This window comes from candidate division KSB1 bacterium, assembly GCA_034506395.1.
Classification (GTDB): Bacteria; Zhuqueibacterota; Zhuqueibacteria; order Thermofontimicrobiales; family Thermofontimicrobiaceae; genus Thermofontimicrobium.
In genome coordinates, this window is the sequence record JAPDPQ010000015.1 from 38326 (window position 1) to 53706 (window position 15381).

A 15381-nucleotide genomic window follows, 5' to 3' on the forward strand; every position below is an offset into this window, starting at 1 on the left:
GCAACAAAAAATAAGACCCTGAAATTTGCCAAATCGGCAAGCTCCAGGGTCTTTTCGAGGATAATTGGCTTATGATTTTCGAAGCTTATGTATCAGTTAAAGGCTGCTTGCGTATTTTTGTGCCTTCTGAAAATATTCGCTGTCTGGAAATTCGTTCATGAGCTGATCGAACATGGCTAAGGCAGTCTTTTTATCACCTAAAAGCATATAGCATCGTCCCATCATCAAAAGGGCATCGTCCTTTTTAAATGATTCTTGAAATTCAAGGACCTTACGAAAGGCATCAAGTGCTGACTGATATTCACCTTTTCCAAAATAGCTCTCGCCGATCCAATATTGACAATTGCTGCTCAAACGATGTTTGGGATTAGTCTCTAACAATGAACTGAATAAATAAATTGCGGCATCAAATTCTCGGGCATAATAGTGCTGGAGAGCTTTTTCATAGCTTGCGGCAAAATCGGATAAATCAGCCTCGAGAGAAGCAGACAATTCACCCCCACGATTTTTGAGATTTTTTTCCAACTCGGCGATTTTCTCCTTCCGAATGTTTAGCTGAACTTTCAGTTCCTCAATTTCCAGTTCCTTTTGTCGAATTGCATCATTAAGCTGGTCAATACGCGATTTTAATCTGATATATTCTTCCATGTTCATATTCGCGTTGGCCATTTCCCTGTAATTATCCAGGCCTTCAAGCAGCGAATTTAGCTCATCATCCGCTGAACTGTTTGAATCCTCTGCCGCTATTTCGTCCAATGCGCTATTGGTATTCGATGAGATACCCCCAATGCTGCTCGAAATTCCAAAAGGCGATAAATAGTAGGTAATTCCTGCTCGGAGATTTAGATATCCATCAGTCGCCCCGCCACTGTGATTGTTTAGATCATCCCCAGTAGTAAACCGATAGTCTAAGTACGAATCGAAAGCCAAATTCGGATTTATTTTAATCTCGAGGCCCCCTCCTATAAAAAATGAAGCATCAAAGTAGCCACCGAGGTAGCGCCCTGGCAAGGAACTTGAATTGGGTCCGTGGTAGGAGAAGTGAAACGCACCAAGCCCTAAATAGCCATATGGAGTAAAATTGCTTTCAGTGAGCAATTTAAATGCGCCTTTGAAATCGAGAGTGATGAGATCAGTGTGGAAGGTACCGCTATTATTAGCGGCAGTTCCGCTCAATATGCCATATCCGAATGCCAAATTGGCGAAAAAGCGGGGACTAAAATTATATTTAGCGTAGGTCTCAATTCCAAAATTAAATCCACTAGGTTCTTCACAATAAATTTTTTGAATGCCACTATTCAACCCCAACCCGAAGCGACCTGCGGTTAACATTTGCGCTTGTCCATTTCCATGAAATACCAAGCACAATGCAATCGAAATGATCGCCAAACGATATTGATGCATTTTCAGCCTCCAATTCCCCCCCACTTATTGCTAACATCCCTACCTGCTAATTTTGATCAATTGCTTTTAACAAAATTTAAAAGGATGACTTTGTCAAACAACTTGCTGTGACTTAGAATTTGGTCGCAATCATCCTGATCTGGCCACCATTTATCATTAGTCAAAAATAGATCGATGATGGCATTGGAATAAAGATTGCCCGATTCGATCAAAAATCCTATATATATTCAATTAAGTCCCTTGGGACAACTTTTTCAATAGTTATTTTTTTATCCGAGTAATTATTGTAGGCTTTAATAAGCTCATTCATCTTTTCTATGGTTTCTTTAACGACTTTTATTCTGTGTTGCTTATCACTATTTTCTTGATCAGATTTTAAATTTTTTCTTAATTCCAAAATTGTGTCGCCAATCCGCTCGAAGTAATAATTGCTCATTGAATGACTGATCAATTCATCAACTTTTTCTTTCACCTCTTTTTCTCGATTCGCCAAAAACTTCAATGTATTCTTTAAATGAAATAGGTTGAGATCTCTTATTAGCTTTTCATCCTTACCAAGGTAGATAAAAAGCGCAGGGTAGCGATTATAGAAATCAGTTTTCACGGCGATTGTCGTCAGTAAGTATTGCTCGATGATCACTCGCTCGTTAAAGGAAACCTCTCGATGGGAAGAATACTTTAAAGAGTTCGCTTCTTTCGAGTATTCGACTTTTACCAATAAATCAGAAAATGAAAAATAGAGCAGTTCTTTCATCCCTTGTTCCCTTATTGGTGTCCGCATCTATTCATAACTGAATATTCAATCAATTAAATACAAACATTATGCCAACTTATTTAATATATTTATAAAAATAAGATATTGATATGATAATATTTTGATTGTCAATTAGATATATAAATAAAAAGCCAACCAATTTAGAATGTATTAGATGAAGACACGCGTATCGAAGTGAACCAATTTTCTATTAACAATATATAGATAATCAAACTTAATAAACTATATTCAGAAATTAGTTGTTATTAATCACAATTAGTTTTGTGTTTTTTGGTCATAATAGACTTGGCTAAAGGAATACAATGGCATTTGATGATATTATTCAATCTCAAACCAAGTCATTTAACAAACTTCAATCGATTCAGATCGGTGCAAGGATCAAGCCTACGCATATACTTTTACAAAAATATTTAAAATAATTCTTGATTGATAATAGCTTGCAGGTAGATTTTTTTTCGGAAGGAGGACCGGATTTCTGAGAGGTATATCTTTTCAGAGAAGCTCTTTATCGGAGAAATTGGTATGGTTCCAGCAGCATCAAGATCTCCTGGACAATTTGGGAAACTGATTTATTGGTTGCGTCAATAATTATATCTGCTTTTTCATAACTAGGCTTGCGGATCAACATGAGCGATTTTATTCTGTCATAGATTTGATTGGGATCGGTCAGGACTCTTCCTCTGGAGTCAGGTCCAGCAATAAGTTGTCTTTTATCTGAGTATTCGATTCGTTTCCAAATTTCTTCTGGCGTTGTAGCTAACCAGATAGAAATACCTGAATTTTGGACCACTGACAAATTTTCAATGTCAATAAGGGTTCCACCTCCCAAAGCTATAACAGCATTATTTCGCTGGGACAATTCCATTAAAATTTGACTTTCAATTTCTCGGAAAAAAGCCGCCCCTTCATCTTTAAAAATCTGGGCGATTGGTTTGCCCAATCTTGTTTCTATTTCTACGTCAAGATCAAAAAAATCTCGGTGCAGTGCTTCAGCCAGGGCATAGCCCACGGTTGATTTACCGCTTGCCATAAAGCCGGTTAAATAGATCAGCGGCACAGGCTGCGAAGGCAAACTAAGTTCAACTTTATCGATCATTTCAGAATTTGATCCAAACGCTTTCTTTTCCAGGATGCTATTAATGACTTTTATTCTTCAGTTAAACTAGCGAACTTTTTGCTCTTTTTGGATGGAGCTTTTTTCTGTGGCTTATAGGGTTTTAATTTATATTTTTCTCGCAATTCTTCCACCCGTTTGCGCGTGATCGCAATCCGCTTTTCTAAATCTGTCGGGGCTAAATCTAAAAATCGATGGTAACTGAAGTAGGCCTTTCTGTATTGACCACTATTGTCTTGCGCTAAACCAAGGTTGAGCCAGGCCTCATGATAATCTGGATTGATCTTTATTGCTCGCTCGTAGCACTTCATTGCATCTTTAATTCTTCCTACTTTAGCTAAAACAACACCCAAATTATTCCAAGCGGTTAGCAGATCCGAATTCAATTTGATCGCCTTTTCGTATGCTCGAATGGCCTCGTTCGTTCGATCCAGTTTTGTTAAGATATTGCCTGCACGATGATGGGCATGGTAGTGCTCAGGATTCAATTTGATCACTTGTTCAAAACAGCGGAGAGCATCAACATCTTGACCAAGTTTTTGCAAACAAACTCCTTTATAATAATAGGCCTCATAGAGACGACTGTGAAGATCAATCGCTTTATTGTAATATTCAATAGCCTCCATCGGCTTATTCATCTTAAACAGAATATGAGCACAGCAGAGCCATGCTTCATATTCGTCGGGCGATATAGCGGCGGCAGCTTTGAATTTCATCAGCGCCTGATCATATTTCTTCATTTTTTCCAACGCTACGGCTTGGTTGAGCAAAGCCTCATAAAAATTGGGCCGGACCTCTGCCGCTTTTTCTGCCATCACATAGGCATCCTCAAACTGACCCAATTGCAATAGTATGCCACTTTGATTAAGCAAGCCAATTCCAGTTTGAACCCAATTCGTCGATAAATCGTATTTGTCGAGCGCCTCCTGGTAATCGCCCTTTTGATAAGCTTTATTTCCCAATCGAAACATCGCCAAAGCCTGCATTTGATCCTGCATGGAGATATTTTTCGCTTGCTCAATCTCTTCTCGCATCAGTTGCTCATCACCGATCAATTTGAAATGCCCGCTGTTATCTAATGCGTTCAAATAGCGACGCAGCCGCTTAGCCTCAAACTCGGTTATTTCTTCTTTGAATTCTCTAAAGGTATAAATGATATCCGTGATGAAGACTATCAAAACCGCGGCAAACAATATTATAATATTGATCGGATTCAGCATGTGATTCAAGTCAAGATAGAAAGTAATTCCTATAATGATCAATCCGATCGAATTAATTGGAATATATGGCCAGAATTTCAGCCTCAGACCGACAATTATCAACAACAGGAAAAAAATAAACAAGAGTCCATTGAGAATTGTGAAATACATATTCTGATCGCTCCAAAAAATAGGTTCCTGATCCCCTATGGCCGACCGCTTCTAATAGCCCTTGCTTTCTAGGGTGATAGCTTACCTTTTTCCTAATTTCCTGTAAGCTTTGAGTAATATAAACATTTTAAGAAGATTTGTCAAGCGATAATTCTGCAAATTAGCTAATCGTGTATTTTTTAGACCAAGAATGTTCAACAACTTTGTGACAATTTAAACTGATATCGAAGGTTTCATTCGGAAAATAGAATTTGGCTCTCTATTCGGATGTTCCCCTTGCTAAGGATCATTAATCCTAAATTGAAACACTGAGGTTCATCCATTAAATATCCAATGATTTTCAAGCTCAACGCCAATGGAACAATCATTTCTCTAATTATGCTTGATTTCTAAAAAACTGATGCGGATTCAAGGGAGGATGATTGAAAAGAGATCGAGAAATAACAACAGATCAGATAGAAGTTTGGGTTGCTTTGGTTTACAATGACACGAAAGCGCCCAAAAAGACTGTTTCGTAGCACCAAAATCCTGTAAGCAGTCCAATGATCGCGATTCAATCTGGATCACACGAGCCCCAAAGCCATCTTAATCAGCAGGGATAATTTGTTATTCATGTTGCGCTTTTGGTAGGTCTTTTGAAAATAGGGATAAAACTTCGCTCTCAGGTAAAGCAGAATCGGGCTATTTTTTCAAAGCACTAAAAACAATCGCTCCTCCGATCAGGATTAGTGCTATTGGCCAATAGTCAGAAATGAGCTCCCTCAAGTCAAAAAAGACTATATCCAGTCTTCGAAGGAAAATGACGGTGCCAATAAACACCAAAATTCCCCCAGGGATCACAAGTCCCCAATCCTTTGGATATAGTATAAAAACTGATAAGAAGCTCAATCCTAGGATGATCAAAATAATTGGCCAGACTTCTCGAGCATATTCATAGGGTACAATATCATAATTTCTCACCAAGAAGTAGCAGCCGAGCAGAAGAAGCAGTGTTCCAAGGAAGATACCTCCCCTTTCTCGTTTCATTAAAACCGTTTTATAGATCAGCAAAGCGAGAATAATTAGTAGAAGTGGATAGATCTCATCCCAGCCAATAGTATATGGTGTCAATTTGTTGACTAACAAAATCGCACCAATAATAATCAGAATCACTCCAGGTAATATTGAAGGTCTTTTCTTATTCATCATGTCTATCCTTCATTAGTGTTATCCATTATTCGGATTGATCGCTCTGAGCCTGTTTATTAGATGATCTTCTTGTCCTTCTGGGGTGTTGTTGTTCACTGTTCTCTTTTGGAACTGAGATCGGTACATTTATTGAAGTTGCGGATGGCGACGTGATTGGTGCTTCTGGTACAATAATCATCCAGGCGATATAGACGATAATTCCCAGCAGAATTCCAGTGGACAACGAGACCACAATCCATAAAATTCGCATTAGAGCTGGATCAATATTCAGATATTTCGCTAACCCGCCGCAGACGCCGGCAATGATTTTTTCATCGCGGGAGCGAAATAATTTTGTCGCTGAAATGGAAGGTTCAGTCCTACTTTTATCTATTTCGATATTGTCGGTTCGCTTAAGGACATAAAATAAATAGAATACTCCAAACAATATTAAAATAATGGGCCAGAATCGATCCCAATGAAAGAACCACGGCCTGAAAAAATGAAAATGAAATGGACGGAAATAATACCAGTCCCAACGATTTGATAAGAATAACAGTCCCAATAAAATAAATCCGATCCCGAGATATAAGGCAGCGCTTTGAGGTTTTCGATCTGCAAAATTCTGATTCGGATTATCTCTAATTACCACCAAAGCGATCAGATATAGCAAAATTCCCAACCAAAATCCGCTGAAAAATATGATGATGAGCCATAAGATTCGGACCAGAGTTGCATCAACCTCAAAATACTCGGCGATCCCCCCACAAACTCCAGCGACCAATCGATCGATCTTTGATCGATACAGCCGCTTTGGCTCACTTGCTTTCTTATTCTGTTCCATTATCTGTCCTTTCTGTAAAAAATAACTAAATAGAACTATATGAATAGCTACAAACAACCATTAGAATCGATGATTTAAATGCTCATTTTTGCATATGAACTCATTGGCTTGATCATCCAGACTTTGAAACAACTAAAAAGTCCACCTTTTTAACAAGGCGAAACAGCTGAACAAAGTTCCCAGTCACATTCTAATTGAAATCCAGATCAAAACTAATGCTTTTGATTGCTGGGACTATGTACGCGTGATCATTCTAAAAAGTTTATGATTTTTTACCAATCACTCATTTTTTCTCTGTTCGGCTTCGCCAGTCATTGGCACAAAACGGACTGGGAGCAGTGCTTGCTGCTGAATGCTTCCATCCGATTTTTTGGTGACGAGAACCAGCTCTTGATAGAGCTCACCGACGGGAATAACCATCCGACCACCTGGTTTTAATTGATCGATCAAGGGCTGAGGGATGTGCTCGGGCGCAGCGGTGACGATGATGGCATCGAATGGTGCCTGATCAGGTAAGCCGCTATAGCCATCCCCAATCACAACATGAACATTTTGATAGCCAAGCTTTTTCAGCAGCTCAGCCGCTCGATGTCCCAAAGAGGCAATAATTTCGATGGAATAAACCTGACCAACAATTTCAGCAAGGACCGCTGCCTGATACCCCGAACCGGTCCCAATTTCAAGGACTTTTTCGTTTCCTTTGAGCTGCAATGCTTCGGTCATAAACGCCACAATGTACGGTTGTGATATGGTCTGTCCTTCTCCAATGGGAAGTGGATAGTCCTGATAGGCCTGGCTTCTCAGATATTCAGGCACGAACAAATGGCGCGGAACTTTCAGCATTGCTTTTAATACCAGAGTGTCTTTGATGCCTCGATACTGAATTTGTTCTTTGACCATCTGGTAACGCTTGGTACTGAAAAAGTCCTGCTCAGTTTGGACCTGCTGCTGAGGCAAGGGGTTATCGCTGGATGGCCGACATAAACTGAGGAAGACACCAAAAATGAAAAAAATGTGGATTCTCTTCATCATGAGGCCTCCTCTCATTGAATTCAATAGATCTACTCGAAAACGGAAGAGCAGTCTGACTAAATTTGTTAATCCCAGCGGAGCTTGAGAATTCGGATGAAAGCAATTGCATGGTGCCACAATTCAATCAATCGACACTTTTTGTCCCATTAAAACTTCGATGTGAGCTTTAACGCTTCGGGCTAACGTATCGAGGTTATAGCCGCCTTCCAAAAGAGAAATGATACGCCCCTGACAAAATTGATCGGCCAAATCCATAATGATCTGAGTGAGTCTGCCGTAACCATCGTCAGTCAGGTGCATCCCAGCTAATGGGTCTTGATCATGCGCATCGAATCCGGCCGAAATGAGTATCGCATCAGGTTTGAACTTTTCTGCCGCGGGCACTAATTTTTCTTGAAAGGCTTGAATATAATCGCGATCTCCATGACAAGGAGCCAATGGGATGTTCAATGTAAAGCCCAATCCAGCACCTTTTCCTGTTTCATGCTGAAGTCCACTGCCAGGGTAATGGGGCCATTGATGAATGCTGAAATAAAACACGGTCGGATCTTCGTAAAAGGCATCCTGAGTTCCATTGCCATGGTGAACATCCCAATCGACGATAAGAATTTTTGTTAGATGATATTGTTGCTGTAAATATTTCGCTAAAATAGCAATGTTATTAAATAAGCAGAAGCCCATTGCGCGATCACTGGTTGCATGATGCCCCGGCGGCCGAACGGCACAAAATGCATTATCAATTTCATGGTTCATCATCGCATCGGCCGCAGCCATACCGCCACCGACTGCCAGCCGAGCGATCTCAAAAGAATCGGGACAGATTCCGGTATCGGCATCGAGATAGCGATAGCCATTTCGGCAAGCCTCTTCAACGGAGCGGATATAATCGCGCTCATGGATTTGAGCGATCCATTCGACGTCGGCTTGGTAAGGTGCAATTCGCCTGAGCCGTTGAATCAACCCCGTTCGTTTCAGATGGTTCATGATGCTTTGCAATCGTTCGGCACGCTCAGGATGTGTCTCTCCTGCATTATGTTTCAAATAATCCTGGTGAAATACCAAGCCCGTAGTTCGTGACACTGGTTCATTGGTTCTCATAATTGGCTCGCAATTGGTTTACAGCGATGTGACTTCGCCGGATCGGTTCTGGAATTCGATATTGAGTTATGGTTCGCAACACCCATTCGATTGCCTCGTCCAAAGTTATTTTATGCCCGGGAGATACAAACAACGGTTTGACATGATCGCGGGTGCGCAACACTGCACCAATGATTCTGTCTTGATCCTTTAATTCGGTCCAACTCCCTTGAATTTCCATTGGCGTTTCATATTTGCCGAACAGCCGTGTTTTTGCGCAGCCAATGGTTGGCCGATCAAGGATGATCCCCAAATGTGTCGCCAGCCCCATTTGTCGGGGATGGGCGATGCCCTGACCATCAAACATTATCAGGTCTGGCAATGAAGTTAACCGCTCCAGAGCTTTCAATAAAATCGGGGCTTCACGAAATGATAAATAACCCGGCACATAAGGGAACGACGTCACCCCTATCGCGTTGCATTGTTCGACGATCCGCATAGCTGGATACTCAAAGACCGTTACCGCCGCAAAACATCGCTCCAATTTTCGCGAATAAGAGACATCTGCACCAGCCACCAATTGGATTGACGCCGGAAGGCGTTGCAATTTGATCTTATTGCGCAATTCGTTTTGGATTTCGCGCGCTCGTTCAGGTGTGACGTTCCACTCATGTAGCTGACGGATTTTCATTTTCATGAGTCATGAGGGTCCCTGGGATTTATCTCCCTGGACGGTTCTGATGCTCGCTGCACCAGCAGATTTAGCACTTGCTGATGCGATGCGAAAGCGATATCATTGGGCAGTTGGTTCAATGGAAAAAAAACCACCTCACTCGCATCATCCCCAGGGGCAAGATTCCCATTCATGATTTTTGCCTGAAAAACGATGAGCACGACATGCACTCGAGGATCGTCGAAACCAGGAAACACGCCAAAAAGCTGATCCACTTGAATATCGAGATTGGTCTCTTCTTTAGTTTCCCGAATCGCTGTCTGTTCAGCAGTCTCATTGAATTCCATGAATCCTGCCGGTAGACACCACATATTTTTGCGCGGTTCATATTTCCGTTTCACTAGCAAAATGTTATTGTCATTCATTAGAATCACAGCGACCGCTGGAACTGGATTGATATAAAAAATAAAGCTGCAATTTTCGCATATCAGCCGTTGTGTTTTTTCATGGCTGATGTATTTGGTCGTAAGATGATGACCACACCTTGGGCAGAATTGATAATTATTGGGATTGGTTGAACTGGTCAATTTTCACTGCTCTCCTTGATGAATTGTTCAATCGCCGATACGACAGCCGCGACAACCCGCTCTTGAAAGGCAGAAGAAGCGATGAGGATTTCTTCCCAGGGATGGGTGATAAAACCAGGTTCAATTAAAACGGCCAGCATCTGTGCAGGTCGAACCATGGCCAAATTCTCATAAAATAGACCAAAGCTTCTTATACCTGTTCGTTTTGTCAGCGACTTTTGGATCAAATTGGCCAATCGATAGCTTTGGGGATGGTAATAATAGCAACTGATCCCATGGTTTCGGAATGGATTGACGCCATCTGGCAACGCATTGAAATGAAAACTTAATAGCAGATCAACATCATTCCAAATCGCGTACTGAATGCGCTCGGTAATTGAAGCGCCGAAATTTTCGCCGCGCGTCATTATCACAAATGCACCCTTCGTCTCTAAAGCGCGCTTCAGAGCTGCGCAATACCGATAGTTCATCTCTCGCTCTGTGAGCCCTGTGGGTCCAATGGCACCAGTATCAGGTCCGTGCCCGGGATCCAGGCAAATCGCCACCCCCTTGAGCGGCAGTTGTTCGGATCGCCCACGGCCCGGCCCAGTTCTGATATCAATGAACAGAGTTCCATTTTCATAAAAAAGCCGATATCCCCATAGCAACTTTTGGGTCAATTTAATCTTCAACTGCCACACGCCTTTGGCAGGCTGTTCCCAGCTCAGTTCTGTAACCGATTTTTCGTCCAATTCAAGTTGGATAAAATCTGTATTCGATGCAACACCATATAAAAAAACCGAGAGTCCCGAAGATTTTACATCCTGCTCTATCTTTATGGGCAATCGTTGATCTAGGCCGATTTTGACACGGGTGCATCGATCAAGTAGTTCTGTCTGGATGGTTGATATCATCGCTGGAGCCGTTATTCCAGTAGATTGGATGATATTGACATTCTCGGCCTTGACCCATGCGGTTTCGGCATCGGAGAATTTTATTCTCGAATAACTGCCGCGCCGACCAGTCACCATAGCGGAAGTTCCCTTCAAGAAAAATAATTGATCGCCTGGGCTCATTGTACTCCGCTCCACCGTCACATCGCGGATGAACTCCACCTGCTGCGGAATTTCTGGTCGATAAATAAATAGTTTACCATTCGCGCTGGCGCTGACAGCTTGACCATTTTTATCTTTTAATTCAAAGCGAATTTGCCTTGCAACCCCTGCGCCATTACTCGGGACCGTAAAACTCCCAACATAAATCCCTTTGACTTTGGCCATTTGAGGATGAATAATCTCTCCGAACAGTGGTTCGCCCCAGACGAAAGATTTTCGCGGAGGCAGTTCTTTCATTGGGACACCGGAGACCAAGCCCTCTACCGAGAAACTTGCCTGACATCCTGGTGTGCCTTTGAAAGCGAGCTTAAATTGTTCACCAGGTGGAAGCTCGCAATCGACCTGCGGAAACACATAACTGGTGTCTATTATCAATTCATTCGCAGAGGAGGTAACCAGATAATGCGGAATGCAAACGCGTCGAACCGCTCGCGCAGTATCGCTCCCCGAAATTGCCACACATTTAATTGTGAAATTGCCTGGCGTCACAGGAATGTATGCTAAAAAAGCACCATTGTGATAAAGTTCTGTTGGTATGCCGTTCACCCAAAATCGTGCTTCAGGTGACGAAACATTCCCGAACACAAAAGTGGATTCGGCCGCAATGACCTGACTACCCTCTTTTGGGTAAACAATTTCGATTTTGATCTCTGGTTTAACCTGACTGTTCAAGATCAATGCTAAAATCGGCACGAACAAAAATTCGATCCAAACGATCCTTATTCCCATTTTCGATACGAATATTGGTAGTTTTTAATAGTATGAGATACCATTCTTTCGGATGTCTGCAATCGCTGGGCAATATTTCAAATATTTGAACCATTCTTCTGCGAATTGAGATACGCTACACATTCAATGCCCGATTCAGAAGCTGCTCAGGCATCTACAAAAACCGCGAATCCAAAGTTCTGATCAAATCGGATCTGAAAATAGGTTATCTGCTCCGCACAATGGCAGCGATATGTTCCTCAATCACTTCTTTCGGACATTTCATAATAAAGTGTCGCAAGGCAAACATCAAAATAATTAGATCGTCGACATATCCCAGAAGCGGCAATAGCCAATCTGGAAGCAGATCTATGGGGGATACAATATAAAACAGAGCCACCAACAGAACAATTTTCGGGGACCATGGGACCCGGCTATCAAACATCAGCCGCCAATACAATCGGATGAGCTTTGGCAGATGAATTATGGCGCGAAAAAAATCTGTGGGGTTTTGTAGACCACGTTGAATGATGCGGCGAAATTCAATTGCCATAGTTCAATGCGACTTTTTCGAGGCATACACTTGATAAAATCAGCACGTCAAATGAAAGGCTCCCATCACGGAACGGCTCTCCAAGAGCTTGTCAAAGGTCTGGCAAGCCTGAGGCGTTTTTTGAGCTATCAGTTCGATTTGGCGTGAGTTTAACCATTTTTCTGTTTCGGGCAGAACCTTCATGAGCCCAAACTTGCCCGTGCCAACCACAACTATCTCCGGTTGAAATTGATCGACCGACCTCTGGATATCTGCAATGCACAGTTCATGTCCGCTGGCGCGCCACCAATCATGAATCACCTGATCTCGAAACACAATGACGTCGTGGTGGTATTGTGTTCCGTTGATGACAATTAAGCCGAACCGATATTGTTCAATCATCTTTTTACCACCTGAAATGGAATGCCATGCAAATTTTTGAAAACCTCACCAAAGCGAACGGCTTGGTCTTCGGTCTCGAACTCGCCAACCCGAACCAGGTAAAAAAGGCTATTATTGATGGTCTTGGTCTCGATTCGACAAGCATATCCCAATTGCGAAAAATGCTGTTGGAGCTTTTGAGCATTGGCACGTTCGGAAAAAGCGCCAATCTGAATAGAATACGGCTTTGTTTTGGAGGGCGGTGGGACCGAAGGTGGACTGAGCGCACCGTCCTCGGAGTTGGTCGCCTTAGAACTTCTCTTTACCATTTGATCCAGATCAGCTAGCGCTGCCTTGGCTTGATTTTTAAATGGCGACTTGGGATACTTTTTCACCAGCTCCTTAAGTTCTTGCTCAGCGGTGCTAAAATAACCACTCGCAATGAGACAACGTGCCGCCAGATACTTTGCTTCAGGGATCAATAGCGAATTGGGGAATTGCTCGACAAGATTATCTAAATACTGGCGTGCCACAACGTACGAGCCAGTCGTAAAGTAATATTGCGCCAGCCGCAATAGTGCATGATCAGTAAATTGGGATTGCGGATATTGATCGACCAAGCGCCGATAAAGTTCTGCAGCCCGATCGCCATCCTCTTCGATGTAAGCCTCTAAAAAAAGCGGGGCAGGGCTATTAGGGTATTTGTCTCGAACGCTGGCCAACCGGTTTCTTAATTCTTCCTTACTGTGATTTTGTAACCAAGCTATTATCTCGCGAGCATAATCTTGCGAATATGAGGAGCTCGAAAGCAAGCTCCACACGAGCATCAACATCGCGCCAAGCGATCGAAACAGCGTTTGACTCTTTTCCATTACATTTGGTCGATGAATGTGTTCCACTGATGACAATTCGGGCAATGCCATTTTGGTTCGCTCGAGGTGAATTTACAATTTTTGCACGTGAACAATTGTTCCTTTTCTGCCATTATTTCGTCAATTAGCTCGATTGCGTGCTGGAACGCCTCTTGCCTCCTACCAGTCTTAGCTAACAGCTTAGCCAAGTAGCGTTTTGCCTGTCGCGATTTTGGATTCCGATCGTTCGCTTCATAACATAAATTCAACGCCTTGTCGATCTCACCTTTTCGCTCATAAATATCAGCCAAAGCAAAACGGATCGGTTCGACGTCTGGGTTACGACTGAGTAATGATTCAAAAATATGCTCTGCTTCGCTGAACATCCCTTCGCGAAACAGAATTTCTTTGATTCGAGAGAACCCGAGATAAGAGAGTTGCGGTGCCACCGTACTGAATTTTTCCAGCTCAGCCAGGGCGTCTTCTGGTCGATTTTCGCGAATATAAGAATCACTCAGATACAAATAAGCCGGCGGGCATTTTTTGTCCAATTTGATCGCCTCTCGAAATTTGATCCGTCCATCTCGCTCCTTTCCCTCTTGGATCAATTTTAAACCGGCTTCCACTTTATATAACGCTAAAATTTGATTCGCTTTCTTGCCTCGAACTTTCTGGATTTTTTTCAGCGTTTCAAACGCCTTATCCCAATCCCCAGCTGCTTCGTACAGCTTCAGCAATAGCTCTTGTGCCCAAACTTCGTTATCAGTGAGTGCCAATAACTTCTGGCAGACCTGAATGGCTCGTTCATAATTCTTGTTGGCCTGATAATCTTTGATCAGGCTCTCTAAAATGTTGACCTTCTGCCCTTTCGTCAAAGTGGGTCGTAGAATCAAGCCGCGATGGATTTTGATCGCCCGATCCACCGAACCCTGGTCTCTCAAAATATCACCAATCTTAATATAAGCATCGACATTATTGGTATCGGCTCGCACTGCCTCGCGCAGCTTTTCCAGTGCCTTGCTCCTCTCTCCGAGGATGAGATAGTTCAATGCTGTGGTGTACACCACCGAGGTATCCACCGCTTGTTGAGGCGATTTCAACTTCAAATACACCAATACTGCGATGATGGCTAATGCAGCTCCCATGCCAAATAAGATGATCGTTATCATAGTTACGGTTCCCAATCTAATATGTTTGATCTGCCCAAGTTGTGATCTTATGCGCAATTACTGTCTAAACGCTACCAGCGTTCTACCCGATTTTCTTTTCAATTTGCTCCATCGCCTCGGCTTCCTCATCGATGGGAATATTGCGCAGCTCGTTAAGTTCTTTTTTCAGGGCAATATTTTCTTTGCTCACCTTTTTAACCGTCGCCTTCAATTCAATCACTTTGAAGATTGAACCAACCATCCAAATGAGGACCCCGACCGCAAATGAAATGAACATGACCACCCAGATGGGAATAGCCTCTTTTGTCTCCCAGAATAAAAATTGCAATTTATGAGCCTGCTTCAAAAAATCTACATTTTGAGTGATGAACAGAATGAGCATGAAGAGCACAATCACCCAAAAGAACCATTTAACGATCCACATAACATCCTCCAATTATTGAATTACTCAGCCAAGAAGGCACCTATCGTGAGGAGAGCCACTGGATTCAACCTTGGTTTCATTTCCTATTAATGAAGTTTTGAGGCGATTTACCACGTTCAGGCCGATAAAAGGATGATCATCGTTTGCGTAGTCAAGAATGGTCTCATCACTCCAACAGG

At 42.5% G+C, this 15381-nt stretch carries 16 protein-coding genes; all 16 read right to left on the reverse strand.

Going from position 1 to position 15381, the window contains the following annotated elements; all coding sequences use genetic code 11:
* Positions 1 to 96: 96 nt before the first annotated feature.
* Positions 97 to 1404 carry a tetratricopeptide repeat protein gene (locus tag ONB37_11245; GenBank protein ID MDZ7400730.1) on the reverse strand — a complete coding sequence of 436 codons (1308 nt, stop codon included), beginning with the start codon at positions 1402 to 1404 and terminating at the stop codon, positions 97 to 99.
* Positions 1405 to 1621: 217 nt separating this feature from the next.
* Positions 1622 to 2158 carry a hypothetical protein gene (locus ONB37_11250; GenBank protein ID MDZ7400731.1) on the reverse strand — a complete coding sequence of 179 codons (537 nt, stop codon included), beginning with the start codon at positions 2156 to 2158 and terminating at the stop codon, positions 1622 to 1624.
* 526 nt (positions 2159 to 2684) lie between these two features.
* Positions 2685 to 3275 (reverse strand): shikimate kinase, encoded by a 591-nt coding sequence (locus ONB37_11255; protein MDZ7400732.1) that lies wholly within the window; start codon positions 3273 to 3275, stop codon positions 2685 to 2687.
* A 50-nt stretch (positions 3276 to 3325) separates the two neighbouring features.
* Complete coding sequence (locus tag ONB37_11260) at positions 3326 to 4663, reverse strand: tetratricopeptide repeat protein (protein MDZ7400733.1); 1338 nt, start codon at positions 4661 to 4663, stop codon at positions 3326 to 3328.
* 681 nt (positions 4664 to 5344) lie between these two features.
* Positions 5345 to 5851: a DUF5668 domain-containing protein gene (locus ONB37_11265; GenBank protein MDZ7400734.1), complete on the reverse strand. Its 507-nt coding sequence runs from the start codon at positions 5849 to 5851 to the stop codon at positions 5345 to 5347.
* Between the two features lie 25 nt (positions 5852 to 5876).
* A complete protein-coding gene (locus ONB37_11270) occupies positions 5877 to 6674 on the reverse strand; it encodes a PspC domain-containing protein (protein ID MDZ7400735.1) in 798 nt (265 codons plus the stop codon).
* A 279-nt stretch (positions 6675 to 6953) separates the two neighbouring features.
* Complete coding sequence (locus ONB37_11275) at positions 6954 to 7706, reverse strand: protein-L-isoaspartate(D-aspartate) O-methyltransferase (GenBank protein MDZ7400736.1); 753 nt, start codon at positions 7704 to 7706, stop codon at positions 6954 to 6956.
* A gap of 120 nt (positions 7707 to 7826) precedes the next feature.
* Entirely contained in the window at positions 7827 to 8804 is a 978-nt protein-coding gene (locus ONB37_11280) for a histone deacetylase (protein ID MDZ7400737.1), read from the reverse strand.
* Positions 8791 to 9480 carry a deoxyribonuclease V gene (gene nfi / locus ONB37_11285; protein MDZ7400738.1) on the reverse strand — a complete coding sequence of 230 codons (690 nt, stop codon included), beginning with the start codon at positions 9478 to 9480 and terminating at the stop codon, positions 8791 to 8793. The genes ONB37_11280 and nfi overlap by 14 nt, the downstream gene beginning before the upstream one ends.
* Positions 9477 to 10043, reverse strand: coding sequence for an NUDIX hydrolase (locus ONB37_11290; protein ID MDZ7400739.1), 567 nt, complete (start codon positions 10041 to 10043; stop codon positions 9477 to 9479). Before ONB37_11290 ends, nfi begins: the two co-directional genes overlap by 4 nt.
* Complete coding sequence (locus ONB37_11295) at positions 10040 to 11830, reverse strand: N-acetylmuramoyl-L-alanine amidase (GenBank protein MDZ7400740.1); 1791 nt, start codon at positions 11828 to 11830, stop codon at positions 10040 to 10042. Before ONB37_11295 ends, ONB37_11290 begins: the two co-directional genes overlap by 4 nt.
* Positions 11831 to 12071: 241 nt before the next feature.
* Complete coding sequence (locus ONB37_11300) at positions 12072 to 12398, reverse strand: DUF1232 domain-containing protein (GenBank protein ID MDZ7400741.1); 327 nt, start codon at positions 12396 to 12398, stop codon at positions 12072 to 12074.
* Positions 12399 to 12437: 39 nt separating this feature from the next.
* A complete protein-coding gene (locus ONB37_11305) occupies positions 12438 to 12779 on the reverse strand; it encodes an Mth938-like domain-containing protein (GenBank protein ID MDZ7400742.1) in 342 nt (113 codons plus the stop codon).
* Entirely contained in the window at positions 12776 to 13630 is an 855-nt protein-coding gene (locus tag ONB37_11310; GenBank protein MDZ7400743.1) for a DUF3808 domain-containing protein, read from the reverse strand. The genes ONB37_11305 and ONB37_11310 overlap by 4 nt, the downstream gene beginning before the upstream one ends.
* Positions 13630 to 14778 (reverse strand): tetratricopeptide repeat protein, encoded by a 1149-nt coding sequence (locus tag ONB37_11315; protein ID MDZ7400744.1) that lies wholly within the window; start codon positions 14776 to 14778, stop codon positions 13630 to 13632. Before ONB37_11315 ends, ONB37_11310 begins: the two co-directional genes overlap by 1 nt.
* A gap of 82 nt (positions 14779 to 14860) precedes the next feature.
* On the reverse strand, positions 14861 to 15202 hold the full coding sequence (locus tag ONB37_11320) for a lipopolysaccharide assembly protein LapA domain-containing protein (protein MDZ7400745.1): 342 nt from the start codon (positions 15200 to 15202) through the stop codon (positions 14861 to 14863).
* Between the last annotated feature and the right edge of the window lie 179 nt (positions 15203 to 15381).

Coding starts and splice junctions, on each gene's coding strand:
- ONB37_11245 (MDZ7400730.1), bottom strand. CDS start 1,404: ATGCATCAATATCGTTTGGCGATCATTTCGATTGCATTGTGCTTGGTA.
- ONB37_11250 (MDZ7400731.1), bottom strand. CDS start 2,158: ATGAAAGAACTGCTCTATTTTTCATTTTCTGATTTATTGGTAAAAGTC.
- ONB37_11255 (MDZ7400732.1), bottom strand. CDS start 3,275: ATGATCGATAAAGTTGAACTTAGTTTGCCTTCGCAGCCTGTGCCGCTG.
- ONB37_11260 (MDZ7400733.1), bottom strand. CDS start 4,663: ATGTATTTCACAATTCTCAATGGACTCTTGTTTATTTTTTTCCTGTTG.
- ONB37_11265 (MDZ7400734.1), bottom strand. CDS start 5,851: ATGATGAATAAGAAAAGACCTTCAATATTACCTGGAGTGATTCTGATT.
- ONB37_11270 (MDZ7400735.1), bottom strand. CDS start 6,674: ATGGAACAGAATAAGAAAGCAAGTGAGCCAAAGCGGCTGTATCGATCA.
- ONB37_11275 (MDZ7400736.1), bottom strand. CDS start 7,706: ATGATGAAGAGAATCCACATTTTTTTCATTTTTGGTGTCTTCCTCAGT.
- ONB37_11280 (MDZ7400737.1), bottom strand. CDS start 8,804: ATGAGAACCAATGAACCAGTGTCACGAACTACGGGCTTGGTATTTCAC.
- nfi (MDZ7400738.1), bottom strand. CDS start 9,480: ATGAAAATGAAAATCCGTCAGCTACATGAGTGGAACGTCACACCTGAA.
- ONB37_11300 (MDZ7400741.1), bottom strand. CDS start 12,398: ATGGCAATTGAATTTCGCCGCATCATTCAACGTGGTCTACAAAACCCC.
- ONB37_11305 (MDZ7400742.1), bottom strand. CDS start 12,779: ATGATTGAACAATATCGGTTCGGCTTAATTGTCATCAACGGAACACAA.
- ONB37_11310 (MDZ7400743.1), bottom strand. CDS start 13,630: ATGGAAAAGAGTCAAACGCTGTTTCGATCGCTTGGCGCGATGTTGATG.
- ONB37_11315 (MDZ7400744.1), bottom strand. CDS start 14,778: ATGATAACGATCATCTTATTTGGCATGGGAGCTGCATTAGCCATCATC.
- ONB37_11320 (MDZ7400745.1), bottom strand. CDS start 15,202: ATGTGGATCGTTAAATGGTTCTTTTGGGTGATTGTGCTCTTCATGCTC.